The sequence below is a fragment of the Saccharopolyspora galaxeae genome (assembly GCF_016526145.1).
Lineage (GTDB): Bacteria > Actinomycetota > Actinomycetes > Mycobacteriales > Pseudonocardiaceae > Saccharopolyspora_C > Saccharopolyspora_C galaxeae.
Genome location: NZ_JADDUE010000001.1, coordinates 318,761 through 342,701, shown reverse-complemented (window position 1 = coordinate 342,701; position 23,941 = coordinate 318,761). Strand labels below are relative to the sequence as shown.

Below are 23,941 nucleotides of genomic sequence, written 5' to 3'. Positions count from 1 at the left end.
CCGCGACCGACACAGCCGCGACCGCAGATTCGTCGCCAACGCACCACGAATGGGTGTTGATATTCACCGAGACGAGTGAACATGTCGCGGCTTTCCGTTCGCTTTCGGCGGCATTAATCGCGCGCGCGTCCGCGGTAGGCATCCCGATCACCCCAACGCCGCAAATCACCCGACCCAGGGCGCGGCGGCACGCCGTCCTCCTGCACCGACACCGCCCGGCACCGCAGCAGCGACCGGGCTCCACCGGTCGGCACCCGCGTCTCGACGGATACTCCCGCCGGCGAGCTCCGGCGACTGAATGATTTTGAACCGCCACGTTTCCGGCAAAGCCCCAAAATAACGATCTTTACGCGCGAACCCACGTACTCGAGCATTTCAAGGAATGCGAACTTTCCGGGACTTATTTCCCTGTTCGGACGACTGACTACGTCGGCGTCACCGAGCGCTACCAACACGTCGGCGGCAACGTCCTCGGCGACATCGCCGAACGAGTCGGCGCACACCCCTGGCAGGCGCCTGAGCACGAACTGAGACTAAGCACAATGGAGCCCGAGCGGGAGCGACCCTCACCGGGCGCTGTTCGTGCTGGTCAGCGACGCGGAAGCGGGGGGATTCGAACCCCCGGAGCCTTTCGGCTCGCTCGCTTTCAAGGTCTGCGCACGGCTGTACGGAGCCGTTCAGCGCGTCCATACGGACTGGTCAGAGCGCTCCACGGACGCGCGTGAACGGCACTGGACGCCAGCGAATGAGACTAGGACTGAGACTAAGCGGAGGGCCTCTGGCCATCTGCACCAGCCACTCAATGGTGCGCATACTGCGCCACGAAGACACCAGGTAACCCCTTGACTGCTGGGCATTTCGAGGTGTCGATCGACATGGACTGCCGGTCGCGTTGACCTGCACCGACTGTCCGGGAGTGTCCACATGAGTCCGCACACGACGGCATCGGTTGTCACTCAGTTAGTCACCCATCGGCTCGCACTCCCCTCTACCAGCGAGCCCCGCTCCCAACATCGGATGACGTGCACGAACTGCACCTCGGCGGTGCGCGCGACGATCTGGTCGAGTGCGCGCGGACGGTTGGCCCGCCGGGCTGAGAACGCCGTGCCGCGCGCTCACCCGAGTGCGCCTGGCGCGTACACGTTCATCGGTACCCGGGCGGGCGTGGCTGCGGTGTCCTCGTTGGCGGGGTGATCGCATGAGCCGCCGCACCGACCGTCGCGACCGCACCGCCGAGCTCAAGCTCGTCGCTCAAGCCCTGGCCCAGCACCACAACCGCGCCACCGAGCACATCGTCGACGTCGAATCCTGGCTGGAGGCGAACAAGCATCGCCAGCTCGGCTCCGTGTTGTACGTCGTCTGGGACCGCGCCGATGCCGCCGTACTGACCTACGCCCGCCCCGAACTCGAAGTACGGGTGGCCGCAGCGGTGGTGGGTTGGGCCCGCCGCCGGGCCCAGGACGCCGCCCACCCGGCCGATATTCCCCGTCCGCGCCCAGACCCACCGGACGCCTCGATCTGAAAACCGCCCGCACAGCCGAGACGTCGGGCTTACGTGGTGCGACGAATGTGCCGCGTCCGTGCACCACGGTCAGCGTTCCCACGTCCACCCCGATTCCGCGGTGGGGGTGCAAAGGAGGGACTCGCCGCGTGGTTGCGGCCCCGGCTGGCCACTGCCGAGCTGGTGGCAGCACGAACCAGGGCGGGTTGATCGGAGACCACGAAGCCGCCATCGAACTGAACTCGTCTGTGGACGATGGCGCGCTCGTTGCGGACGTGCTGGCCGGGGGTCCGGGCATAGCAGGACGGGCAGCACGGTGTCGCTCCCCTGAACGAGTCCGTCATCGCTGATCTGCTGGCCCTTCTCCCTGCCCCGAACCCCGGCAAGAGCCGCATCGGAAAAGTCTGCTGATCGAGTGCCTGTCCCGGTGGATTCGCGAGCCCGCGACTTTAACCCTTGAGCGCTTCAGTCAGCAGTGGGCTTATCGGGGCCGCGATCAACGTGACGACCACAACATAAGTTGTGGAGTTCCGCAGGAGTGCACGGATGCGTGCTTTGAACCGTGGTGCCCGTAATTCCGGATAGTTAGATGCCGAATTCCCGCGCGGTATCGGATCGAACAGGTGGCCTGAGTGCAAGCGCGTAATGTGGATGGCGCACGCCCGGTAGGCGGCCACCCGTGATATTCGACTCCGTGGATTGTCTGCGGCAGCTAGGACCAAGCGCGAGGTGCAGCTCCACGCGAGATCATGCTTCTCCTGCGGAGTTTTTCCGGCTGCCTGCGCAACCCGCTTCGCGAATTTCCATGACCTCGATTCGATGGACTGCCTCAGCTTGGTCAGCCCAGCCACGATCCTATCGTATTCCGGCCACTTTTTGCCGTTTGGCGGGCAGGTAAAAGTCTCATCCTCAAGCGTGCTGAGCACGTCAGTCATATAAACTAAATCCTCAAGCAGGACAAGGGGACTGGGCCTGCCGCCGCGTCCGCCGTACACAAACATCCAGGAGAAGAATAATGCAACCAACACCGGGGTGGGCATAGACTTTTCGACGGCATCGAACCAGGCATGCTGGCCCAGTAATAGTAACGCCAACTGGATGCTCGAGACCGCCACCACAGGAAACCCGAACACAGCAACGTCACGCCAGAGTTTGTGCGCTAGCATCTTCAACGCCCATTGTCCCACTTCGGGATCAAGCTCATTCTTCGTTAATATTCCTATTGCATCGCCATGCAGCAGCTTCTCAACAGCTAGAAATGGGCGCACGCATAACCCCTTATGGTCCGTCAATGTGACTACTCGCTAACATTGTCATCCGAGCTGCCATAGCAAGTGGTAAGTTCAGCAGAACTCACCTTTCCGGACCAAGCGTGTCGTTAAAGGGCGCACCGGACGATCCTGGTCGAGATAACTCGGCGGCGGAGCCTGCAAGTCGAACGCCCGTTCATACTGCTAGTTGCGCACGCAAGATCGCCATACCTGCAGCAAGTGCAGAACAGGACACCAGGCGACACACCAGGTGGCTGCCGCTCAGTTCAGTCCGAAGCGGTTGCGGAGGCTGGCGAGTTCCCAGGAGCGGCGGCGGGTGCGGTTGCCCAAGGTTGAGAGGAGTTCGCGCATGACGGGGTCCTGCCGTACGCGGGCCGGTGCGGTGCGGTCGGCGCTGTCGAGCAGCCGGATGGCTTCCTCGTCGCGTCGGCCGTCTTCCTGCGCGAGTGCTCGGGCGGAGTCGGCACGCATCATGGCGACTCGGTCGGCGCTAGCCAGCGTTGCCGGGTCGATTCCACCGCTCGCCCGGTCGTAGGCCGCAGCACCGTCGCCGAGTTCCACGCCGATCGAGATGCGCCAGACACCGAGGTTGGCCGGTCCGAAGTGCTGGCCGAGTGCGTTGCGTTCGCCGGTGCGGGCTCCCAACTCCTCGGCCGCCGCGAGATGGTTATGAGCGCGGTCGACGTATCCGGCGCGGGCTGCGTTCATGGCCGCGGCCAGGTGCAGCAGCCCGACGCCTTCGGCCGCGCTCGTGTCGGCCGCGGTCGGGTCGGCGAATTCCTGGGTGTTGTTCAGGGCTTGTTCCAGCACCGTTCCTGCCCGGCGGAAGGCGCCGACCCGCTGGAGGGCTTGGGCTCGGCGTTGCCCGGCGAAGGCCAGCAGCGCCGGGTCCGCGGCCGCTTTCGCAGCTTCATGAGCACGGTGGGCGGCTTGTAGCGCGAGGTCGGGATGCCCGAGGTTCTTGGTCACGCCGAACGCGACGATGCAAGCTTCCACCAGCAGCGCCAAGGCTCGCTGTCGCTCGGGTTCCGCGCCGGTGGCCGCGTGAATGTGTAGATCGGTCAGCAGCGAACCGAGACCGGCACCGGCCAGGTCGTAGCGCGCGTGGTCGAGGTAGTTGCGGTGCGCTTCGTGCACGGGCTCGGCGAGATCGGCCAGTGGACGGGCGGGCACGTCCGGCACGTCATCGAGCGAGCAGTCCGCCAGAGCGAGCTGCACGGCCGGGACCGCTTGTAAAGCGTCGGCACTGTGCCGGTGCGCGGGAACGAACGGTTCGCCGGTCAGATCCACCACCGAACATCCGAGTGCGTCCGCCAGCCGATCCAACAGCGCCCGGGAGTCCACTCGGCGACGGCCGTTCTCCAACAGGCTCAGGTAGCCCTTGGAGATTCCCGCCAGCCCTGCCGCAGTGTCGAGGCCAAGGCCGCGCCGCCGCCGGATCGCGCGCACGCGCCCGCCGATCTCCGTGATATCCGCAGGCTTCTGTGTCATCAGCGGTACCTCCCGCACGTGCCCTCTTACCGTGCCCTCCGGCCCCTCAAAGGGTCACGATACTCCGCTGACCACAACAATGATCTACACAGCGTGGGCACTGGTTTACCACTTGTAAACAGCAACCCCTCTCCCCGTTCATACCTTCTATCCATGACTGGGAATGAGCAGGTGGTGCCGTCGTGAACGTTGTGTTTGCGCGCTACCGGGAAGGGCTCGTCAGCGAACGCGAGCGGATCAGCCACGCCATCACCCTTCCCGACAGCGGCACCTGGCCGCCGACGGTCGAGGCCCTATGCGGGCAAGCGTTCCCGCCGGGCGTGCTCGAACAACTGCCGTCCTGGGCAGGTATGCCCTGCCTGGTGTGCACCTTGAACATGCCCACGGGGGCCGAGCTTGAGCAGTAAGCGCCCGGTCTCAACCGGGGTCACCAAACACCGCGCGGGGTGCGCAACCGAACCGTTTCCCCACGCCACCGAGCCCCCGCTTCATCCTGCCGGGTTCTGGACTGATCTAGCAGGTGTGGCGCACATCCGCGAAGCCGGAACCGACAAGACATTCTGCCGCGCCGAAGTCGACCACCCGGCCAGCACCCGCGCTACGAGCGGCTGCGACGCCTGCGTAGCCGAATCCATTGCCGACTACGCCCGACACCACGCCTGCCGGGAGGAATGCACATGAGCCAGCACCAGAAGACCGCCGCGGGCCTCGATCAGCGAGTGCCGCAGGCGTCCGAAGCCGCGAAGCTCGATCGGCGCCTTTCCTGGTCAGGACGCATATTTCCGCTCCCGGAACCCTGCCGGGACATCGAGCTGATGAAGCGCGTGCACGACCGCCTACACCACCTGTGAACAGCCTCGAATCGCATGAGCGGCGGCTAGTCATCACGTCGACGGTCCTGGGCCACCTTGCGCAGCTCTTCGCGGACCACGTCCAGATCGAACCTGTACCGCCCGCCGGGTGTCACGAGCGCGACGGAGATCAGCCCTTCGTCGGCGTAGCGACTGATCGAGCGGCGGGAAATTCCAAGCTCCTTCGCCAACTCGCCAGAGGACAACAGCCGCTTAGCCACGTGGCGAACGTATGGCCGCCGCATGGCCTCTGCTGCCCCACTGGCCTGTGTGGCCTCTTTGGCCTTATAGTTGGCCTACTTGGCCTCAGTGTCCGTTTTGGAGGTGACCGATGGAGCGGAGTACGTGGGTGGTGACCATCGGCGAGTGGTCGTACATCTGGCCGCGTGGCACGAAGGTGCACGTGTACGGCGCTGCCGAGTACGTGCGGCGGCTAGCCGGGGAGGTTCAAGACGCAAGCCCAGTGCGCTCGATCCCGGTCAACCGGTTCCAGGATTACGAGTCCTTCCGCGAGTGGTGCCGCGCCGATCACCGTGAACGCGAAGCGGCTTCGGCCCCTCCCCTCCCACCGAAGCCCCTCGGTTTGCCGCTCACAGTCGATGTGAGGGCGACATGAGACGTCCCGTGTTCCCGCTCCTGCATAGGATCAGCAGTAAGCGGCATCTGCTCGCACGACCTCGCACAGTGCGACTCAGCAGCGCAGGCGGCGGTTCGTATCGCGCTTGGTTAGCTTCCGAGCCGCTTTCTCAGCTCGTCGGCGGCCACGGCGCAGCGGAAACCGGTGTCGTCGTCGCACATCGCCTCGGCGGCATCGTTGAACGACGGTGGAGCGCAGCGGTCGAACGGGCTTGTCCACGCGCCGCCCTTGAGTTCGCGGCGGCCCGGAGTCGAGTCGGTCCCGCACCACTCCCACACGTTGCCGCACAGGTCGTACACGCCGTACGGGCTCACACCGCTCTGATACCGACCGACAGGAGTCGTCGCGCCGACGCCGTTTTCCCGCACGTTGCACTTGGCCGGAGTCGGCTGATCGCCCCACGGATAGACGTTGCCGCGCGTACCGCGAGCCGCCTTCTCCCACTCCTGCGCGGTTGGGAGCCGCTTGCCCGCCCACTCGGCATAGGCCGCCGCATCGCCCCACGTCACGAACACGACCGGATGCGCAGCCGTATCCGTCGGCATCTGGCCATCGGCCCAGTGCTTCGGCGCAGGATGACCGGTCGCCGCGACGAAGCGCGCGTAGTCGCCGTTACTGACCGGGTGAACGTCGATGTAGAAGTCCGCCAACCACACCGGATCATTGCTGCGGCCGGAGAGGAACACGCTGCCCTCAACCTCGACCATTTCGCTTCCGTCCTTGGGGTGGCGAACCTTGCTGCTCCCAATCGGGGCGGGATTCGCGTCCACATCGGACCCGGAGGTTAGAGCGCCGCCGGTGAGGTGCGCGAAGCGCGCCTGCGTGTCCGCATCGCTGCGCTTCAAGCAGGTGTCGAGCGCCGCTTGGTTCACCGGCCGCGGGTTGATGCTCGCGCCCGCCGCTTCCCACTTGGAGATCATGCGTTCGCTGATCCCCAAGTGCGCAGCGAACTCCCGGATGCTCATACGCATCGCGTCGCGAAGCGCGCGCACCTCGACCCCCGACCACTGCTGAACCGTCGCCACCTGACCTACTCCCCTACGCATCCGATGCTGCGGGGAGCGTATCGGGCTAGGGCAAGGTCTAGATCTCCTCGCCGGGGATCTCGGCGTACAGGTCGTGCAGCTCGCTCAGGAGCGGGTGGTCTGCGGACCACTCGGTGCTGTCCACAGCGACGATCGGCCGGATACCGGTTGCCGCGTTCGTTGCGAAAGCGGCGTCCATGCCCGACAGATCGGAAAGCGTGAGCGGTTCGGTCGTGACGGATTCGTCAAGCGCCTGCCGGAACAACGTCATCGTCACGCCGGACAGGTATTCCGAGCGCGGCCATACGACCTGACCGCCGCGCACGAATCCGATGTTCGAGGTAGCGATCTCGGAAATGGTTCCATCAGGGTTCAAGAACAGCGCATCATCAAATCCTTCGCGCTGCGCGGTGCGGCGGTGCTTCATCGCGCCGAACAGGCCGACGTGCTTCACCGCCGGGTCCTCGCGGCGGTACGAGATCGCTTGCAGCCGCCACGGCTTCGGCCGGCCAGACGCGGCCGGCCGGGTCGTGACGAGCACGCTCGGGTCCGCATCCGAACCGATCGCGCCCATCTCAAGCGCGGGATCGAAGATCGTAACCCTGACCGTGGTGCGCTGATCGCTGCTGGCCAGCGCCTTGCGGATGTAGTCGCGGACCCGGTCGGTGTCCAGGTCGACGCCGAACAGGTGCCGGGCATCCCGGGCCAAGCGCTGCATGTGGAGCGATAGACCGCGCACCCGGCCGTCCTCGACGAGCATCGAGGTGAAGTGCCCGTAGTTGGTCAAGGCCAGCGTCTTGACCTGGTCGCTGGTTGCAGGTGCGCCGTTCAACTCCATGCGCGCCAGCATCGCATCTCACCTGTCGTTTCTGAAGCGGCGCTGCACCGAAGTTCGGTGAAAGTTCAGGGACCCTGGTTCAGCGGAAGTTCAGCATTGGGGTAGCAGCAGGGCAGTTCTCTTCGCGCGATTAAGGCCGCAATCTTGAGGCACAGACAACGACAGCCCAGCCGAAAGCGGCGAAGCGAAGGGAAAAACCATGGCGAAGCAGACACTCCCCGGAATCCAGTCCAGCGGCGGAAGCTCGGCCCCGAAAATCATTTTCGGCCTCATCGCCATCGGCTTCGTGGCGCTCGTCATCAAGAGCCCGACCGAAGCCGCGCACCTGGTGTCGAACCTGATGACCGGAGCCGGTCACGTCGCCGAATCGCTCATGACCTTCTTGGAAGGGGTTAGCTAGTGCGCCCCGTGTCGGTCGCCTCGTCGGCGTGTTCGGCCAAGGACTCGATCTGCGCTTCGAGATCTTCCAACGCGGTATCGAACCGACGGACCTCGGCGCGAAGGTCGCTGACCTCGGCTCGGACCTTCTTCAGCTCGGCGGCGAAGTCGACATCCTCCGCGCGGTCCCGGACCTGCGCCCCGGCGTTCGGCCGGATCGTGACCGCACCCCGATCGCGGAGGAGCCGCACGGCAGCCATAGCCGTGTTGACCGCCACGCCGAACTCGTCGGCAAGACCCCGGTAGGTCGGCAACGCCGCCCCCGGTCGCAGGTCACCGGACTCGATCTGCGACAGCAACGCCTCGGCGACCCGGCGGCTAGCTGGGCGTTTGTCCTCGTCAGGAGCGCTCTCGACCACGGGGTCACCCTACCCAAACCGTCTTGAGACATGGGGTTGACACCACCCTCAACCCTCCCTAATGTCTTCAAACATCTGAGATGTCTTACGACATTCCGAAGGAGTTGAGATGACCGAGCTGGACATGGACGGCTTCCCGTACGGGCTCGCCGACTGCGAATCACCGCTGGAGGAATGGGAGCGGCTGAGCGTGCGGGACTACTGGGAGGCCGTGATCTCCGAGGAGTTGGGAGCGCCGGAGCGGCCAGCGTCGCCGCAGGTGTGGTCGGTGATGGGCTCGGGCGAGCGGGTGCGGTTGCGCCGTTACCAGCGGCGGGCTGGGAACGCGGTGCTGCGGCTGGTCACCGCCGAGACCGACTCTCCGTCCGCTGCGGAGCGCGGGGAGGCCGCCTGATGAGTCGGCGGCTGCGGTGGGTGCGGCTCTGGGACGGCCGCTGGGAGCTGGGCTGGATCTCTGCTGGCCTTCCGGCGTTCCCATTCCGCGGTGCCCCGTCCGGGCTGGCGACCCGCCGCCAACTGCGAGCAGCGGAGCTGTGCCCCGGCGGTCACGAACCGGCCGCGTTGCTGGAGTGGCGCGGCGGCCGCGCGTGGGCCGCGCTGTACCGGCTCGACCTCGCCCAGCCGAAGCGCATTCCGACCATCGCCCAGCGCCGTACGTTGCGCAAAGCCATGACCGCCCGGCGCACCTGCCGCACCTGCGGCCGCGATGCCGGGCACTGCCTGCCGACCACCACGCGCCAGTGCTGGACCTGCGATCCCGACAACCCCGACCAGCAGCAGCCCGCTGCTGCCTGACCAGGAAGAAGGACTTCATGAGCAGCGACTTCGCCATCCAGGTCAACGGCCGCAGCTACACCGCCGAGGACATCGCCGCGGGCACGCACCACGACGATCCGGCGATCTCCGAGTCCGGCAACAGCGCCATCAACGTCAATCTCGGGTCGGCCGTGGTCGGCATTCAGGCCGAGGTCATCTTCGGCGACATCACCTTCGACTGACCCGCTCTCGCACCCGTTCACTCGCTTCACTGTCCAGAAAGGACATTCCTCGTGGCACAGACCCGACGCCCCGACGGCAAGCCCGAAACCCCTGCCGACACGAAGTTCTTCGATCAGCGCGCGGGCGGGTACCGCGGGCCGATCGACCAGCACGGCAACGCCACGACCGAGCAGAAGTTCTTGGAAAGCACCGCGAGGAACTGGAAGCCCAACCGCAAGTAGCGGTGCCCCCGGCCCAGCCGTCCCGCCAAGAACCGCGCTGGGCCGGGGCTCCCAACCAATGCCTGATCAATCAGGAGGAATTCGATGCTAGTGCGCCTGTTCCGGCTCGTCGCCGCACCCGTGCGGGTGACGTTCCGGGGAGTGCGGCAAGTGGCCTTGCCGATCGCGCTGCTGATCGTGCTGTCGCTGTGCTCCGGGCTCGTGCGCACCACCGCGCTGTGTGCGTTCGCCCTGGTCGTGCTGCTGCGTGCCGCGATCGTGTCCGTCGACTACATCGCCGAACACGTCCCGGCGCCGCGACTGAACTGGGAGGTGGCCCGATGACGACGGCGACGAAAAGCGCCTACCCGGTCCCCGTGGACGACCTGCTGCCGCAGGCACGCCAGCTCTCCGCCGACCTCGGTGAGCTGCCGTCGCGGAACCGGTTGATGTCCGAACTGCGGATCGGCGCGAAGAAGGCCAACACGCTTCTGGACCTGCTCGACACGGCCGCGCCAGAGCCGCACACGGCGAACCTGGGTCGTCTGCACGTGGTTTCGTCGGCGGACTCGCAGGAATCCAGCGACGAACCGACGCAACCACTGCCCGAGGGACACGACGACGAGCACGCCCCGGGCCCGGAGCCTGCCGAGTCCGGTTCCGCCAATGCCGACGAGCCGGACGAACCGACAGCTCAGATCGCGCCGGAGCCGGTTGGTTCGGAGCAGGTCAGCAATCATGCGAGCCCGGGGCCGCCGGTGGTTGGTAGGCCGGTGCCGCGGTGGCCGGTGTTGTTGCTGGCGTTGCCCGCGTTCGTGGCGATCTGGTCCGGCTGGGTCGGCCTCGGGGGGCTGACCGGGTTCGGGATCGTGCACCCGCTCCCGGGCATTTGGTCCGGGTTCGAAGTGAACACGGCCATCACGCTGCCGATCGGGGTCGAGACCTACGCCGCCTACGCCCTGCGCGTGTGGCTGTCCGGCCGCGTGCCGCAGCGCGCTCGCCGGTTCGCCAAGGTCTCCGCGCTCGGCTCGCTCGCATTGGGTGCGCTCGGCCAGATCGCTTATCACCTGATGACCGCCACCGACATGACCACCGCCCCCTGGTGGATCACCACGTTGGTCGCCTGTCTGCCTGTGGCCGTGCTCGGCATGGGCGCCGCACTCACGCACCTGCTGCACACCGACCCTCCGGAGGTGTCCCCATGAACCAGCACCACGAGGAACACCACGACCAGGCCCAGCAGGAACCCGACACCGCGCGAGTGCTGCGGCTGCCGTCCGAACGCATCGACACTCCCAACAGCGCCACGGCCGGACCGGCTGACGAGTCCCGCGAGACCGAGGCACCCGAGGACGAACGCGCGGCAGAGTCGACCGAGCCGGATTCCGGCGAGTCGACGGTGATCGAGGGCGAGGTCATCGACTCGCCGCAGGTCGACCAGCCCGAAGCGAAGTCCGAGCCCAGCAACTCGCTGGCGCGGTCGGAGAAGCGGTTGCCGATCCTGCCCGCGTGGGCCAAGGACCCGCAGGAATTCCAGGCCACAGCCCGGTGGGCGCTCGGCTACGCCGGACACACCAGCGCTTATCACGCGGTGCGGTGCCCGATCTATCTCGGACGGATCCTCGCGCGGGTTCCGCAGGGCACCCTGCGCCTGATCCAAGCCGTATCTCGGTGGATCGGCGACGCCGAGGGCCGCGCCGTCCGGCACGCCTCCGCCCGGCGCGAGGACGCCGCCGAATATCTGAAGCTCTCGCAACAGCGGGACGGCCGAGTCCGTGCCCGAGCAGCCTTGGCGGCCGGTCTCGGCGCGGCCGGGATCGCCGCGATCGTGCTGGGTTATGAGCTGTTGCCGTCGCTGGTGCAGTGGGTGTCGGTGGCCGCCCTGGTCGGTGGGCTGGGCTGGTTGGGAGCCCCCTCGGACAAGCCGATCGCCTCGCGGGCGGTGGAGTCGACCAAGGTCCCCAAGCTCACCTCCGGTGCGGTCGAAACCGCGCTGGCCTCGCTCGGGATCTCGCTGATCAACCAAGCACTCGGCAAAGGCGGTTCCGGGGTCGGGTTCCCGCGGCCGATCGCGCGGGATGGCAAGGGTTGGCGTGCGGATATCGACCTGCCGCCGGGTGTGATCCCGGGCGACATCATGGAGCGCCGCGCCAAACTCGCCTCCGGGCTGCGCCGCCCCGTCGGCTGCGTGTGGCCCGAATCCGACAACAGCGAGCACGCGGGCCGGTTGGTGTTGTGGGTCGGGGATCAGGACATGCGCAAGGCCGCGCAACCGGCCTGGAAGCTGCGCAAAGGCGCTCAGGTCGATCTGTTCCAGTCGCAGCCGTTCGGCACCGACCAGCGCGGCCGATGGGTCGACCTCCGGCTGATGTTCACCAGCGTCGTCATCGGCGCGATCCCGCGCATGGGCAAAACCTTCGCCCTACGCGAGCTTCTGCTCATCGCCGCGTTGGACCCGCGGTCGCAGCTACACACCTACGACCTGAAAGGCACCGGCGATCTCGACCCCCTCGAACCCGTCACCCACGTCCACGGCGTCGGTGACGAGCCGGAGGAAATCGACAAAGCCGTGGCGGACATGCGCGGACTCCGCAAGGAGCTGCGGCGCCGGGCGAAGCTGATCCGGGACTTGGCCAAGCAGGGAATGTGCCCGGAAAACAAGGTCACCCCCGACCTGGCCAGCAAGCCCTCGCTCGGATTGCAGCCGATCGTCATCGGCGTGGACGAGTGCCAGGTGTGGTTCGAGCACCCCGACTACGGCGAAGAACTCGAAGACATCTGCACCGACCTCGTCAAACGCGGCCCCGCACTCGGCATCGTGCTCATGCTCGCCACCCAACGACCCGACGCGAAATCCCTACCCACGGGGATTTCCGCGAACGCCTCCACCCGACTGTGCCTGAAAGTCCAAGGACAGACCGAAAACGACATGGTCCTCGGCACCTCCAAGTACAAGCAAGGCGTGCGCGCCACGACCTTCGCGTGGGAAGACAAAGGCATCGGCTACCTCGTCGGCGAAGGCAGCGATGCGCAGATCGTGCGGTCGGTGGCCGGACTCGACGGACCCGCCGCCGACAAGATCGCCGCCTACGCACGGCACCTGCGGGAGCAGGCCGGAACATTGTCGGGCCACGCCATCGGCGAACAGTTGGAGTCCGAAGAGGACATCCGCCGGGACACGCTGCTCGACGACATCCTGACCGTGGTGCCCGAGACCGAGAAGAAGGTCTGGAACGAGCGCGTGATTGCCCGGCTCTACGAGCTCCGCCCCGACGTGTACGGCACCTACCGGGAAGCCGCCGATCTGACTGCCGCCTTGAAGCGGCACGGCATCCGCACCGCCCAAGTCTGGGGCAGCACCGACGACGGCAAGGGCGCCAGCCGCATCGGCATCACCCGCGCCGAGGTCGCCAACGAAGTAGCGGAGCGTAACCGTGGCAGCGGTGCCGCCTAGCCCTCGCCAGGTCTCTAGGTCTAGAGGTGGCCGCTTCTAGGTCTAGAGACCCCGCTAGACACCCATCCCCATCACCACCAGCGCCCTAGTGCCTAGAGGCGCCCGGGCCGACCTGTCTCAAAAACCGCCCAGGAGGCACCTGTGACCCCCGACGGCTCCACCACCATGTTCCTGCTCGCCATCCTGCTTCTGTTTACTCTGGGTTACGTCGCGAGTTGCAAGATCTGGCCGTTCAAGGCGTGCCGCACCTGCGAGGGCACCGGCAAGCTGCGCTCCCCGTTCATCCGCGCGATCCGCCACTGCCCGCCCTGCGGCGGCACCGGACTACGGCCGCGGATCGGGCTCAAGGCGTGGAACGCCTACCGCCGCGTCGCCCGCGACAACCGCCGCAACCGCTGACCGAACGAGCCGCGGTCCCGCCCGGCTGTCTCTGGCCGGAGCACCGACGGGCGGGACCACTTCACCCCTCACAAGGAGTGCCAACCCATGTTCGCAGAGTTCCTGCTGCCGTTGGCCGCTGTTGGCTGGGCCGCGATCGCCAGCGCGACGGCCGCTGTGTTGGACCGTCGCCTGCACACCGACGAGCTGACCGGGCTCGGCAACCGCGCCGCCCTCCAGCGCCGCGCTCGCCGCACCCGGTCCGGGCTGGTCGGGGTGCTGCTGATCGATCTGGACCAGTTCAAAGCCATCAACGACACCCACGGCCACGACTTCGGCAACCACGTCCTGGCCGCGCTCGGTGCACGCCTCGCCGAAGTCGTCGCGCCCGGTGAGCAGCCCGTGCGGCTGCACGGCGACGAGTTCGCCGTGCACCTCGGACACATCCCCGACCGATCGCACGCCCGGCAACGCGCCGAGGAGGTCACCGCAGCCCTCGCCGAGCCGCTGCACGTCGCCGATCAGCGCCTCACCGCACTCGGCAGCGTCGGCTTCGCCACCGGCACCGCCAGCACACCGCTCGGCGACCTGCTCGGCGCCGCCGACCGCCGGATGTACCGGGCCAAGCACGCCCGGCGGCGGCCGCCCGCGCTGCGCACCGCCCGGCCTCGGCGAGTCCGCGACCTGCCGCCACCCGACCACGCCGCATGAACCACTCGGAGGAGCACACCATGCACCACGCGCTCGACCTGGCCCTCTGGTTCGCCCGCCACGGCCTGCACGTCTTCCCGCTACGACCGTCCAGCAAGAAGCCGTTCGGCAACTGCCAGCGCTGCAAGGCCGACCAGTGCACCCCGCGCGAGTGCCGGTGCCTGACCGCGCTCCGGCCGTGCCATGGCTACCTCGCCGCGACCACGAATCCGTCCATGCTCCGGCGTTGGTGGACGCACACGCCCCGCGCCAATGTCGGGATCAGCGCCGGACCATCTGGGCTGGTCGTGCTCGACCTCGACCGCAAGCCCAAGCCCAAGGCACCCGCCGCGCACGACCTGGCGGCGCTCGTCGCTGACGGGTTGGGAGCCCTCGCTGCGCTCTGCTCAGCCGAGGGCGCGGCCGTGCCCGAGACGCTGACCGTGGCCACCCCGAGCGGCGGGCGGCATCTGTACTTCCGCACGGCGCACGGGCTCGATGTGCCCAGCGATGCCACCGGACGTGTGGGTTACCAGATCGATGTTCGCGCGCAGGGCGGCTACGTGGTCGCGCCCGGTTCTTCGATTAGCGCTCCGCCGGAGGACTCCGCCGGTAGCTACACGCGGATTTCCGGCACGACCGGCATCGCACCGCTGCCCGAGTGGCTGTGCCGCCGCGTTGTGCCGCCGCGCCCGTCGATCGGACCGCCCGAGGCTCCCAACCTGCAAGTGAGCCGGACGGGCAGTCATGCACCGGGCTATTGGCTCCGAATCTGGGAAGACGAACTGAGCAAGGTCGAGAACCGCGATGGCGAGCGGTGGCGCCTGGTCTACGCCTCCGCGCGGCGCCTGGCGAACCTCGCGGTTCACGACACCGCCCCGTGGTCCGAGAACGAGGCCATCGCCGCACTGGTCTCCGCCGCCGTCCGGCGCCGCAGACACACGGGCAAGCCGATCGAGGAATCCACCGCGCGCCGCAACGCCGCCCGCGGTTGGCAACGCGGCCACCGCGACGGTCCCGACTCGCTGTCCGGCTTCGGCCGCACCGCATGACCCGCCCTCACCGCACTCCCGGAGGTAGCAAGTGATGCTCGAACCCGCCCGCGAAGGCACCGCGCTGCTCGATGAGCTGCACGACGCCCTCACGCGGTACGTGATCCTGCCCAGCCCACACGCCACCGACGCCGTCGTGCTCTGGATCGCCGCCACGCACGCACAACTCGCATGGGCACACGCCCCACGGCTAGTGATCCGCGCACCCGAGAAGCGGTGCGGAAAGTCCCGCCTGCTCGACATCGTGGAAGCGACCTGCCACGACCCGTTCCTGACGGTGAACGCCAGCTCGGCGGCTGTGTACCGATCGATCAGCGACGACCCGCCCACGATGCTCGTGGACGAAGCCGACACGATCTTCGGCGCCAGCGCTGACGCGAACGAAGACCTGCGCGGGCTGCTCAACGCCGGGCACCAACGCAATCGGCCGGCCAAGCGCTACGACGCCGCCACCAACCGAGTCGAGTCCATCCCCACGTTCGCCATGGCCGCCCTGGCCGGGATCGGCACGATGCCCGACACCATCGAAGACCGCGCCGTCATCGTGCGGATGCGCCGCCGCGCACCCGGCGAAAAAGTCGCGCCCTACCGGCACCGCCGCGACCGGCCCGCCCTAACCGAACTCGCCGAACAGGTAGGAAAGTGGCTGCGCGGCGACCTCGCCCAGCTCGAACGTGCCGAGCCGGTCATGCCCATGGAAGACCGCGCAGCCGACACCTGGGAACCACTCCTAGCCGTCGCCGACCACGCCGGAGGCGACTGGCCCGACCGCGGCCGCCAAGCAGCCCTCGCACTCATCGCCGAGACCCAAGGCGACAACGAAGGAACCGTGCGAACCCGGCTGCTGGTCGACTGCCGCACCATCTTCGGCGACCACAACGAAATCGCCAGCGCCGAACTCGTCCGCCAGCTCAACACCGACCCCGAAGCGCCCTGGAGCGACTACGGCACCCACGGCCTGACCCAAGCCAAACTCGCCCGGCTGCTCGGCGAATTCGACATCAAGTCCGGCAACATCCGCTTCCCCGACGGCAGCCAAGCCAAGGGCTACCGCCGCAGCGACTTCCGCGACGCCTGGAACCGCTACTGCCCACCCACCACGGGTGAGGCGTCCCCGCCGTCCCAAGCGTCTCCGCCCAGCTCAGCGCGGGACGCCATACCTCACCGGGACGGCTCAACTCGTCCCACCGAACCCAACCGTCCCGGCCTGACCAGCATCGCGACACCCGGGACGGCTGGGACGGACACCCCTGCTAAGTCGACCGAGAAAGGAGCCGCGTGACCGACCGCTCCACCGATATCGCCGCCACACTCGCCAAGCTCGCCGCACTCCTGGCCGACCAAGAGCAGGACGAGCCCGCTCCCCCGGCGCCCGATCGAACCGTGCGCGCCATGCCGGAACGAGTGCTGCTGACCGTCGAGGAAGCCGCCAAACAACTCGGCATCGGCCGCACCACCGCCTACGCACTCGTCCGCTCCGGCGAACTCGACTCCGTCCAAATCGGCCGACTCCGCCGCATCCCCAAGGACGCCATCAACGACTACGCCGCACGACTCATCCACCACCAGCCCACCCAGCAGAACGCAGCGTAAAGGGGCACCCGTGGCGAAAAAGACCAGAAACGCCAACGGCCGTTCGAGCATCTACAAGGGCAAAGACGGCTACTGGCACGGCCGTGTCACGGTCGGCGTTCTCGACAACGGCAAGCCGGACCGCCGACACGTCATGCGGAAAACGCGGGCCGAGGTCGCCCGCAAGGTCTCTGATCTGGAGAAGGATCGTGAGGCGGGAACGGTGACCAAGCCGGGAAAGCCGATGACGGTCGACCAGTGGATCGGCCACTGGCTGGACGACATCGCGAGCATCACGACAACCGGGAATGGCTGGGATGCGTACTACTACGCCGTGAAACACATCAGGAAGCACGTCGGCGCCCACAAGCTCACGAACCTCCGGCCCGACCACCTGGAGAAGATGTACCGAAAGATGCAGGAATCGGGCTCGTCAGCTTCGACCGCGCACCAAGTGCATCGTACGATCCGCACTTCCTTGAACGAAGCGGTGAAGCGCGGCTACCTGACGAAGAACCCTGCATTGATCGCGAAATCTCCTCGCGTGGAAGAGGAGGAGGTGGAGCCCTTCAGCCGCGACGAGATCACCAAGTTGTTCGCGGTCGCCTTGCAGCAGCGGAACGCCTGCCGGTGGATCATCGCGATCTCGTTGGGGCTTCGCCAGGGCGAAGTTCTAGGGCTGCAATGGCGTGACGTCAACTTCGATGAAGGCACGTTGCGAGTCCGCGTGCAGCGTCCACGCCCGAAGTGGGAGCACGGTTGCGGCGCGACGTGCGGGCGGAAGCACGGGGGCCACTGCCCACAGCGCATCAATCTCCGGCCGGAGACGAAGACGCCGAAGTCAGCCGCCGGTCGCCGTCCGGTCGGGCTGCCGGAATCGTTGCTTGAGTACCTGAAGCAGCACCGCGAGGAGCAAGCCGCCGAGCGTGCGACGGCCGGAGACCTCTGGGCCGGTGAAGATTGGTTGTTCGCCACTGAGACCGGCCATCCCATCAACCATCGCACCGACCTGGCGCATTGGAAGCGGCTCTTGGCCGACGCCGGTGTTCGGGACGCCCGGCTGCACGACGCCCGACACACGGCCGCGACTGTCCTGGTGGAGCTCGGGATCTCTGACCCGGCGGCGATGAAGGTCATGGGCTGGTCCAATCCAAGCGTTGCCAAACGTTACCAACACGTCGGCAACGCGGTACTCGGAGATATCGCCGAACGGGTTGGTTCCCACCTCTGGTAGGACGTCGAGTGAATGAAACTGCTCTAAAAAGCCGAGGTTCTTTGGGGCAGTTTCATTCAGGACAAGCGGCGCGTGGACAATTTTCGGTAGCGCTCGGCGAGATGATCCCGGAGCCGTGCGTGGCGGAATTGATAGACCGCACCTGCGGTTCGTAGTACGCCAAGGACGTTGGCGTCTTCGAGGAATCGCTTCGGGCGCCACGGCAACCGCCCGGTCAGAGGCAGCCACAGCCTCGCGAACAGCAGCCAGCGTCCCCATGCCGAGAGCGCCAATCGAATTAATGGAATCAAGATTACGATTCTCATTAAGAATCCGAATGGGCCTGCGAGCACGGCCACGAACACCATCGCCATTGCCATTCCGATGAGCGTGACCGTTCGGTCACGGGTCAAGAGTGTCCACGTGCTAGTGGTATGAGGATCGGAGGTATCTCCGAGAGCTACTACGACAATACTTGGGAACCCGAGTATGAGCCCGAGCGTAAGCCCGTACGTAAGACCGTACGTAAAACCGTACGTAAGCCAGACCGTGAGCCCGTTCGTGGTCACGTCCAGTTGCCAGGCCGTGAGCCCGTTCGTGATCCTCTCCGCAAGCCCGTACGTAAGCCCGACCGTGAGTCCCACCGTGAACTCGAAGGTGGATATCTTGAGGTAGGTCATCCACCCGTCGCGTGATTGACCGCCTCGCCGACGCATGCTTAGACGCAGTCGCTCCGGTTTCCGTGTTCGTCCACGCGAAAATCGGACTTCGTTAACCAACCCGACCACGAACCCGACCGCGAGCCCGAGCGTGAGCCCGTCCATAAGCCCGTACGTGAGTCCCTGCGCAAACCCATCCACAAGCCCTTTCGCGAGCCCGGTCGTGAATCCGACCGTGAGTGCAACGATTGCTGCGGTGATGAGGACGCGGGTCCGGCGGTGGAGGGTGGTGTGCAGGTGCCACCAGGTGAGGTCGTGGGTGTCGCGCCGTTGGAGGTGGGTGGCGAGGTAGCCGAGCCAGTGACGGACCCGGGCGGGGTCCCAATTCGGGGTACGCGATCTACCTACACCGGTGTCAGGGTGCGCGTAGACGGTGGTGAGGTACTCGTCCAGAAGATGGTCTTCCACGACCGTTTTGGTGGGGAAGCGCTGGCTGGCGAGCAGATCGAGTGGCGTGCGGCCTGTCTCGTCGTTGTAGACGGTGCGGGCGAGCACGACCATCAACGGAGTGGTCAGCACACTGGCCAGGTCTTGGCTGACGCTTTCATCCGGCTCGGCGGCAAGGCGCTCGAAAACCTCGTCCCACGCGGGCGCGCGGTCTTTGCTGGTTGTGTGGCACAGGTAGTCGCGGGCCTCGTCGAGGGTGAGCGGTTCGAGGGTGATGGCCGCCGCACCGCTGACAGCCTTGATTCCGCGCGCGGCCACGGCATATGCGTTCGGCCGGCTGGTGACTATCAGCGGCAGGTCCAGAGTGCCGATCCTTTTGATCGCACCGGAGTGATGACGTTCGGGGACCTCGTCGAACCCGTCCAGGACGGGCAGGACGAAGCCACCTTCGATCAAGAGCTCGGCCTGCTTCGCCCTGGTGGTGGCGTCGCGTGCTTCTAGGTAGGGGAAGTCCTGGACCAGTTGCTGGGTCAGCCATTGAGGTAACTCGGTTTCGGTGGGGTTCCAGCCGCCGAGGCTGAACAGCACCGGTACCGGCCCGGCGTGCTCGGTTTCCCGTTTTTTGAGCAAGCCGAGGATGAGGCGATGGGCGAGCACGGTCTTCCCCGCACCGGCCTCACCGAGGATCACCAGCCGTCTCGACGGGACGGCCTCGTAGGTGTCCAAAATCTCCGTGAACCGCCCGTCCAACGGCACCGGTTCGGCGCTGCCGTAGATCTTCTCCGGGCGGTCGAACAGGTTGTCCGCGGCGGTGTGCCAGCGCACCGGCAACGCGTCCCAGTCGCGGATGCCCCACTTGCCTAGCTCCCGATCGCTCGCCGAGCGCACCTGCCCGGCGAGACTCCGGAGCAGACGTTCTTGCTCCTCGTCGAGACTCCGTCGCTCGGGGGAACCGAACGATATCGAGGTAGGGCCTTGGCTAATACCGAACTGGACGCTGTTCCCGCCCACCCGGCCGCTGAGGTCGTTGTGGGTCTCGTTGTCCCCTGCCACCTCGCACAGTGTGCCGCAAAAGATCTACGCAATGTAATGCTCTTCGCGAAGTACGTCGCCGCAGGTGGGTGGTCATGAAGATCGCGGCTCATTCCTGCGAACCGCTCGACCGCTGGGAACAAGCAGCCTGGAACGGTCCGGCACGGCCGTACTGAGACTAAAACTGAGACTAGGCACAAAGGAGGACGGGGGGAGTGATCCTCACCCGGCTCTGTTCTTGCTGGTCAGCGGCGCGGAAGCGGGGGGATTCGAACCCCCGGACCCTCTCAGGTCGCTCGCTTTCAAGGCGAGTGCATTCGGCCGCTCTGCCACGCTTCCAACGTTGGAGCGTAACCGTCCGCGCTTCGCCGCGGACAGCGGGGCGGCCGAGGACGAGTGGCCCCGGGGACGGCGGGTGGCGTCGTGAGCTGCGGTGTCGTGCTCGGTGCGCGGGAAAAATCATTTGCGGGGCGATCGTCGAGGATGGTTGTCTGCGTGGTCGGCTGTCGGCGGCGGAGGGGGATGCTGACGTGACGCACGCGGTCGAAGTGCGCGAGTTGGTCAAGAGGTTCGACGGCGGATCACCGCCCGCGGTCGACCGGTTGAGCTTCCAGGTGCACAGCGGGGAGATCTTCGGGCTGCTCGGGCCGAACGGCGCGGGCAAGACGACCACCGTGGGAGTGCTGACCACCCGGGTGCTGCCGAGCGGTGGATCGGCGCAGATCGGCGGCGTGGACGTGGCCGCCGATCCCGTTTCGGCGCGCCGGAAGGTGGCCGTCGTGCCGCAGCGGGTCAACCTGGACCGCTCGCTCAACGCGCGGCAGAACCTGACGTTCCACGCCGCTTACCACGGTGTTCCGCGGGCCGAGCGGAATCGGCTGGCCGACGGGCTGCTGGAGCGGATGGGGCTCGCGGACAAGCGAAAGGCGCGGGTGGACGACCTCTCCGGCGGCCAATCGCAGCGGTTGATGATCGCGCGGGCGCTGATGCACCGCCCGGAGGTGCTGTTCCTGGACGAACCGTCCACCGGGCTGGACCCGCAAGCCCGGCTGTTCGTGCACGACCGCATCAGCGAGCTGCGCGCGGAGGGCGTGACGGTGCTGCTGACCACGCACGACATGGACGAGGCCGAGAAGCTGTCGGATCGGGTGGGCATCGTCGACCACGGGCGACTGCTCACATTGGACACTCCGGCCGCGTTGATCAAATCGCTGCCGGGCGGCGGCACGGTGGACGCGGCGATGCGGGCCGACGGGGCCGACGCCGACAAGGCGCGTGCGCTGCTCACCGACCTGCCCAGAGTCGAGCAGGTCGAGCAGATCGCCGGGCACGACGACGGCCAGCTGCGGCTGCGGCTCTACTGCGGCGGGGAGCCCGCGGAACTGCTCGGCCCGGTCGCGCGGGTGCTGCACGAGCACCAGGTGCCGGTCACCGAGCTGTCGCCGGGGTCGGCGACGTTGGAAGACGTGTTCATCGACTTGACCGGCCGGGAGCTGCGATGACCGACACGGATGCCGGGCGCGCGCCGCTGCCGGCGGGCGCGGAACCACTTGCGGGGAACATGGCGGCTCGGCTGCGGGCGTTCACCGCGGTACTGGGCCGCGACGTGTTCGTCACCGGCCGCGAAATGCCGAGCTTCCTGGCGCAGGTGCTGGTCCAGCCAGTGGCGATCCTGTTCATCTTCGGCAAGGTGCTCGGCTCGCTCGGCTACACCCAGCCCGGGTACGAGCAGATCCTGCTGCCGGGCATGATCGCGATGAACGCTTTCCTGGTCGCGTTGCAGAACACGTCGTTCCCGCTGGTGTTCGACTTCTCCTACTCGCGGGAGATCGAGGACCGGCTGCTGGCACCGATGCCGGTGAGCTGGGTCGCGGTGGAGAAGATGCTGTTCGGTGCGGCTCGGGGACTGTTCGCGGCGGTGCTGATGATCCCGCTGGGGATGTGGATGCTCGGGCGGATCAGCTGGGACCTCGGCGGGCTCTGGTTCGCGGTGCTGTGCATGCTGCTCGGTTCGCTGACCGGGGCGGCCGTGGGGATGACGGTGGGCACGATCGTGCCGCCGCGGCGCATCAACATCATCTTCGCGGTGATCCTGGCGCCGCTGATGTTCACCGGGGCGACGCAGTTCCCGTGGACGCAGCTGGGGAATCTGCGCTGGTTCCAAGTGCTTTGCGGGTTCAACCCGCTGACCTACGTCAGCGAAGGGATGCGCGGAGCGCTGCTGCCGGACGTTCCGCACCTGGCGCCGTGGGTGTGCGTGCTGGTGCTGGTGGGCGCGTGCGCGTTGTTCGGTGCGCTGGGGATCGTGTTCTTCCTGCGGCGGGCGTTGGACTGAGCGGCCCGTTGGCGCGAACGGGCCGCTCACCCGTCAGATCCGCGCGTGCGAGCCGAGCATCGGCGGTTCCTCCGCGGCCAGGGCGCGGCTGCCCCGGTGCACGCTGCCGGTGCTTTCCGCGTACGCACCGATCGTCGTGGCCAGCGCCTTGGAATTCCGCTCCAGCGCCACCTCGTCCACATTGGACAGAGTGTCGGCCGGGCCGTGGTAGTTCAGGTCGTACGGCTGCCCGGCCGTGCCGCCCCACTCCGCGGCCTGCTGCTCGGTCTTGAGGTCCTCGGCACCGGTGAACAGCCCGCCGGACGGGATGCCGTTCGCGATGAACTCACCGTAGTCGGAACGGCCGTCGAAGTCGGTGCCCTGCAGCCGCACGCCCTGCGCGGCCATCGCCGCGGTGAGGTCGCGTTCGATCGCCGCGGAACCCTCCGGCCCCGGGCCCGCTCCCACGCCGTCGGAGTCGTCGCCGTCGTAGGCGAAGTAGCCCGCGTTCGGCGACCCGATCATGTCGAAGTTCAGGTACAGCGCGATGTCCAGCCGCTGCTCGAAGCTCAAGCCCTGCACGTACTTCGTCGAGCCGACCAGGCCGGACTCCTCGGCACCCCAGAAGGCGAACCGCACCGCGTTCGGCGTGCCCGGCTCGCCGCCCAGCCGCAGCGCGGTCTCCAGCAGCCCCGCCGTGCCGGTGCCGTTGTCGTTGATGCCCGCGCCTTCCGGAACGCTGTCCAGGTGCGCACCGGCCATCACCACGTTGTCCGGGCGGCCGGTGCGGGTCTGCGCGATGACGTTGCGGGTGGTGATGTTCTCCAGCCGCGATTGCACGTCCAGGTGCACCTGCGCACCGGCTCGACCTGCGAGGTCCGCTCCGACGGCCCGAGTGACGCCCGCGGTGGGAATGCGCGCGTCCGCGGGGTCGCCGAGCGTGCCGCCCAGCGGTCCTTCCGCGTTGTTGTAGATGATCGCGGCTGCCGCACCGAGGTCGGCTGCGACTTGCTGCTTCTGCGCGAACGAGCAGGATCCGCGCTGGACCAGCACGACCTTGCCCGCCACGTCGGCCGGGAAGTCGGCGGCTTCGCAGCCGGGTGTGTCGTCGACCGCGGCCACCGACAGCGGCGCGGTCAGCCCGCCCCGCGGTGTCGCCGGGGAGTATTCGAGGGCGTCGCCTTCGGTCGGCGAGCCGTCCACGTCCAGCGCGAACGAGTCGAGCCGGTATGCCTGGTAGTCGAACTCCGGTGTGCGCACGTCGAATCCGGCGTTCCGCAGCTTCCCGGCGACGTAGTCCACACTGGACTCGTATCCGGGCAGGCCGGAGGCCCGGTTGCCGTCGTGGGTGTCGGCGATGCGCTGCAACGCCACCAGGTGCCGCTGCACCCGGTCCACATCGACCCGGTCGCCGAGCCCGGCGGGGGCGGCGGAAGCGGGCGCGGCCGCGAGGACCGTCGCGGCGCAGGTCGCGAGCACGGCCGCTAGGCGGCGCCTCGATCTCACAACGCTCATGCTGT

General features: G+C 67.2%; 27 protein-coding genes and 1 tRNA gene. 19 read left to right on the top strand and 9 right to left on the bottom strand.

The window, feature by feature from the left end; translation table 11 throughout:
* The first annotated feature begins 1,198 nt into the window (after positions 1–1,198).
* Positions 1,199–1,522 carry a hypothetical protein gene (locus tag INP57_RS01570; protein WP_200068179.1) on the top strand — a complete coding sequence of 108 codons (324 nt, stop codon included), beginning with the start codon at positions 1,199–1,201 and terminating at the stop codon, positions 1,520–1,522.
* Positions 1,523–1,950: 428 nt separating this feature from the next.
* Here the strand turns inward: INP57_RS01570 and INP57_RS01565 are convergent, their stop codons facing one another.
* Together INP57_RS01565 and INP57_RS01560 are read right to left on the bottom strand one after the other, a co-directional pair.
* On the bottom strand, positions 1,951–2,769 hold the full coding sequence (locus INP57_RS01565; protein WP_200068178.1) for a hypothetical protein: 819 nt from the start codon (positions 2,767–2,769) through the stop codon (positions 1,951–1,953).
* Positions 2,770–3,033: 264 nt separating this feature from the next.
* Positions 3,034–4,263, bottom strand: coding sequence for a helix-turn-helix domain-containing protein (locus INP57_RS01560; protein WP_200068177.1), 1,230 nt, complete (start codon positions 4,261–4,263; stop codon positions 3,034–3,036).
* Between the two features lie 182 nt (positions 4,264–4,445).
* Here INP57_RS01560 and INP57_RS01555 point away from each other — a divergent pair, with 182 nt between their 5' ends.
* Positions 4,446–4,670, top strand: a complete 225-nt coding sequence (locus tag INP57_RS01555) for a hypothetical protein (RefSeq protein WP_200068176.1) — start codon at positions 4,446–4,448, stop codon at positions 4,668–4,670.
* A gap of 270 nt (positions 4,671–4,940) precedes the next feature.
* On the top strand, positions 4,941–5,114 hold the full coding sequence (locus tag INP57_RS01550; protein ID WP_200068175.1) for a hypothetical protein: 174 nt from the start codon (positions 4,941–4,943) through the stop codon (positions 5,112–5,114).
* Between the two features lie 26 nt (positions 5,115–5,140).
* Here INP57_RS01550 and INP57_RS01545 read toward each other — a convergent pair whose 3' ends face one another.
* From INP57_RS01545 to INP57_RS01535, 3 genes are all read right to left on the bottom strand, one after another.
* A complete protein-coding gene (locus INP57_RS01545) occupies positions 5,141–5,335 on the bottom strand; it encodes a helix-turn-helix domain-containing protein (protein WP_307849848.1) in 195 nt (64 codons plus the stop codon).
* A gap of 505 nt (positions 5,336–5,840) precedes the next feature.
* Positions 5,841–6,797 (bottom strand): SUMF1/EgtB/PvdO family nonheme iron enzyme, encoded by a 957-nt coding sequence (locus tag INP57_RS01540; RefSeq protein ID WP_200068174.1) that lies wholly within the window; start codon positions 6,795–6,797, stop codon positions 5,841–5,843.
* A gap of 37 nt (positions 6,798–6,834) precedes the next feature.
* The gene (locus tag INP57_RS01535) at positions 6,835–7,626 is read right to left on the bottom strand and encodes an aminotransferase class IV family protein (RefSeq protein ID WP_233626590.1); all 792 of its coding nucleotides are present in this window, start codon (positions 7,624–7,626) and stop codon (positions 6,835–6,837) included.
* 187 nt (positions 7,627–7,813) lie between these two features.
* Between INP57_RS01535 and INP57_RS01530 the strand changes: the two genes are divergently transcribed.
* The gene (locus INP57_RS01530; protein ID WP_200068173.1) at positions 7,814–8,014 is read left to right on the top strand and encodes a hypothetical protein; all 201 of its coding nucleotides are present in this window, start codon (positions 7,814–7,816) and stop codon (positions 8,012–8,014) included.
* Here INP57_RS01530 and INP57_RS01525 read toward each other — a convergent pair.
* Positions 8,007–8,411: a GntR family transcriptional regulator gene (locus INP57_RS01525; protein ID WP_200068172.1), complete on the bottom strand. Its 405-nt coding sequence runs from the start codon at positions 8,409–8,411 to the stop codon at positions 8,007–8,009. The genes INP57_RS01530 and INP57_RS01525 overlap by 8 nt on opposite strands.
* A gap of 109 nt (positions 8,412–8,520) precedes the next feature.
* Between INP57_RS01525 and INP57_RS01520 the strand changes: the two genes are divergently transcribed.
* The 13 genes from INP57_RS01520 to INP57_RS01460 all read left to right on the top strand — a co-directional run bounded on the left by INP57_RS01520 (position 8,521) and on the right by INP57_RS01460 (position 17,990).
* Positions 8,521–8,805 carry a hypothetical protein gene (locus INP57_RS01520; protein WP_200068171.1) on the top strand — a complete coding sequence of 95 codons (285 nt, stop codon included), beginning with the start codon at positions 8,521–8,523 and terminating at the stop codon, positions 8,803–8,805.
* Positions 8,805–9,206: an RRQRL motif-containing zinc-binding protein gene (locus INP57_RS01515; RefSeq protein ID WP_200068170.1), complete on the top strand. Its 402-nt coding sequence runs from the start codon at positions 8,805–8,807 to the stop codon at positions 9,204–9,206. The genes INP57_RS01520 and INP57_RS01515 overlap by 1 nt, the downstream gene beginning before the upstream one ends.
* Positions 9,207–9,223: 17 nt before the next feature.
* Positions 9,224–9,409, top strand: a complete 186-nt coding sequence (locus INP57_RS01510; RefSeq protein ID WP_200068169.1) for a hypothetical protein — start codon at positions 9,224–9,226, stop codon at positions 9,407–9,409.
* A gap of 51 nt (positions 9,410–9,460) precedes the next feature.
* Complete coding sequence (locus INP57_RS01505; RefSeq protein ID WP_200068168.1) at positions 9,461–9,631, top strand: hypothetical protein; 171 nt, start codon at positions 9,461–9,463, stop codon at positions 9,629–9,631.
* An 84-nt stretch (positions 9,632–9,715) separates the two neighbouring features.
* On the top strand, positions 9,716–9,955 hold the full coding sequence (locus INP57_RS01500) for a hypothetical protein (RefSeq protein WP_233626589.1): 240 nt from the start codon (positions 9,716–9,718) through the stop codon (positions 9,953–9,955).
* Entirely contained in the window at positions 9,952–10,815 is an 864-nt protein-coding gene (locus INP57_RS01495; protein WP_200068167.1) for an ABC transporter permease, read from the top strand. The genes INP57_RS01500 and INP57_RS01495 overlap by 4 nt, the downstream gene beginning before the upstream one ends.
* Positions 10,812–13,064 carry an FtsK/SpoIIIE domain-containing protein gene (locus tag INP57_RS01490; RefSeq protein WP_200068166.1) on the top strand — a complete coding sequence of 751 codons (2,253 nt, stop codon included), beginning with the start codon at positions 10,812–10,814 and terminating at the stop codon, positions 13,062–13,064. The genes INP57_RS01495 and INP57_RS01490 overlap by 4 nt, the downstream gene beginning before the upstream one ends.
* Before the next feature lie 141 nt (positions 13,065–13,205).
* Positions 13,206–13,463 (top strand): hypothetical protein, encoded by a 258-nt coding sequence (locus INP57_RS01485; protein ID WP_307849846.1) that lies wholly within the window; start codon positions 13,206–13,208, stop codon positions 13,461–13,463.
* A gap of 87 nt (positions 13,464–13,550) precedes the next feature.
* Positions 13,551–14,153, top strand: a complete 603-nt coding sequence (locus tag INP57_RS01480) for a GGDEF domain-containing protein (RefSeq protein ID WP_200068165.1) — start codon at positions 13,551–13,553, stop codon at positions 14,151–14,153.
* A 20-nt stretch (positions 14,154–14,173) separates the two neighbouring features.
* On the top strand, positions 14,174–15,184 hold the full coding sequence (locus tag INP57_RS01475; RefSeq protein WP_200068164.1) for a bifunctional DNA primase/polymerase: 1,011 nt from the start codon (positions 14,174–14,176) through the stop codon (positions 15,182–15,184).
* A 34-nt stretch (positions 15,185–15,218) separates the two neighbouring features.
* Complete coding sequence (locus INP57_RS01470; protein WP_200068163.1) at positions 15,219–16,466, top strand: DUF3631 domain-containing protein; 1,248 nt, start codon at positions 15,219–15,221, stop codon at positions 16,464–16,466.
* Complete coding sequence (locus INP57_RS01465; RefSeq protein WP_200068162.1) at positions 16,463–16,777, top strand: helix-turn-helix domain-containing protein; 315 nt, start codon at positions 16,463–16,465, stop codon at positions 16,775–16,777. Before INP57_RS01470 ends, INP57_RS01465 begins: the two co-directional genes overlap by 4 nt.
* Positions 16,778–16,787: 10 nt before the next feature.
* Positions 16,788–17,990, top strand: coding sequence for a tyrosine-type recombinase/integrase (locus INP57_RS01460; RefSeq protein ID WP_200068161.1), 1,203 nt, complete (start codon positions 16,788–16,790; stop codon positions 17,988–17,990).
* A gap of 56 nt (positions 17,991–18,046) precedes the next feature.
* Here the strand turns inward: INP57_RS01460 and INP57_RS01455 are convergent, their stop codons facing one another.
* Positions 18,047–20,128, bottom strand: coding sequence for an NACHT domain-containing protein (locus tag INP57_RS01455; RefSeq protein ID WP_200068160.1), 2,082 nt, complete (start codon positions 20,126–20,128; stop codon positions 18,047–18,049).
* Between the two features lie 233 nt (positions 20,129–20,361).
* Positions 20,362–20,446 (bottom strand) — tRNA-Ser (locus INP57_RS01450).
* Between the two features lie 191 nt (positions 20,447–20,637).
* Between INP57_RS01450 and INP57_RS01445 the strand changes: the two genes are divergently transcribed.
* Both INP57_RS01445 and INP57_RS01440 read left to right on the top strand, forming a co-directional pair.
* Entirely contained in the window at positions 20,638–21,609 is a 972-nt protein-coding gene (locus INP57_RS01445; protein ID WP_200068159.1) for an ABC transporter ATP-binding protein, read from the top strand.
* Between the two features lie 59 nt (positions 21,610–21,668).
* Positions 21,669–22,442: an ABC transporter permease gene (locus INP57_RS01440; protein ID WP_200068668.1), complete on the top strand. Its 774-nt coding sequence runs from the start codon at positions 21,669–21,671 to the stop codon at positions 22,440–22,442.
* A gap of 33 nt (positions 22,443–22,475) precedes the next feature.
* Here the strand turns inward: INP57_RS01440 and INP57_RS01435 are convergent, their stop codons facing one another.
* Positions 22,476–23,936 (bottom strand): M28 family metallopeptidase, encoded by a 1,461-nt coding sequence (locus INP57_RS01435; protein ID WP_200068158.1) that lies wholly within the window; start codon positions 23,934–23,936, stop codon positions 22,476–22,478.
* Between the last annotated feature and the right edge of the window lie 5 nt (positions 23,937–23,941).

Bases quoted from the DNA above. Each gene is read 5' to 3' on its own strand.
- INP57_RS01570 (WP_200068179.1), top strand. From the start codon at position 1,199: ATGAGCCGCCGCACCGACCGTCGCGACCGCACCGCCGAGCTCAAGCTC.
- INP57_RS01560 (WP_200068177.1), bottom strand. From the start codon at position 4,263: ATGACACAGAAGCCTGCGGATATCACGGAGATCGGCGGGCGCGTGCGC.
- INP57_RS01550 (WP_200068175.1), top strand. From the start codon at position 4,941: ATGAGCCAGCACCAGAAGACCGCCGCGGGCCTCGATCAGCGAGTGCCG.
- INP57_RS01540 (WP_200068174.1), bottom strand. From the start codon at position 6,797: ATGCGTAGGGGAGTAGGTCAGGTGGCGACGGTTCAGCAGTGGTCGGGG.
- INP57_RS01535 (WP_233626590.1), bottom strand. From the start codon at position 7,626: ATGCTGGCGCGCATGGAGTTGAACGGCGCACCTGCAACCAGCGACCAG.
- INP57_RS01530 (WP_200068173.1), top strand. From the start codon at position 7,814: ATGGCGAAGCAGACACTCCCCGGAATCCAGTCCAGCGGCGGAAGCTCG.
- INP57_RS01520 (WP_200068171.1), top strand. From the start codon at position 8,521: ATGACCGAGCTGGACATGGACGGCTTCCCGTACGGGCTCGCCGACTGC.
- INP57_RS01515 (WP_200068170.1), top strand. From the start codon at position 8,805: ATGAGTCGGCGGCTGCGGTGGGTGCGGCTCTGGGACGGCCGCTGGGAG.
- INP57_RS01510 (WP_200068169.1), top strand. From the start codon at position 9,224: ATGAGCAGCGACTTCGCCATCCAGGTCAACGGCCGCAGCTACACCGCC.
- INP57_RS01500 (WP_233626589.1), top strand. From the start codon at position 9,716: ATGCTAGTGCGCCTGTTCCGGCTCGTCGCCGCACCCGTGCGGGTGACG.
- INP57_RS01495 (WP_200068167.1), top strand. From the start codon at position 9,952: ATGACGACGGCGACGAAAAGCGCCTACCCGGTCCCCGTGGACGACCTG.
- INP57_RS01490 (WP_200068166.1), top strand. From the start codon at position 10,812: ATGAACCAGCACCACGAGGAACACCACGACCAGGCCCAGCAGGAACCC.
- INP57_RS01480 (WP_200068165.1), top strand. From the start codon at position 13,551: ATGTTCGCAGAGTTCCTGCTGCCGTTGGCCGCTGTTGGCTGGGCCGCG.
- INP57_RS01475 (WP_200068164.1), top strand. From the start codon at position 14,174: ATGCACCACGCGCTCGACCTGGCCCTCTGGTTCGCCCGCCACGGCCTG.
- INP57_RS01470 (WP_200068163.1), top strand. From the start codon at position 15,219: ATGCTCGAACCCGCCCGCGAAGGCACCGCGCTGCTCGATGAGCTGCAC.
- INP57_RS01440 (WP_200068668.1), top strand. From the start codon at position 21,669: ATGGCGGCTCGGCTGCGGGCGTTCACCGCGGTACTGGGCCGCGACGTG.
- INP57_RS01435 (WP_200068158.1), bottom strand. From the start codon at position 23,936: ATGAGCGTTGTGAGATCGAGGCGCCGCCTAGCGGCCGTGCTCGCGACC.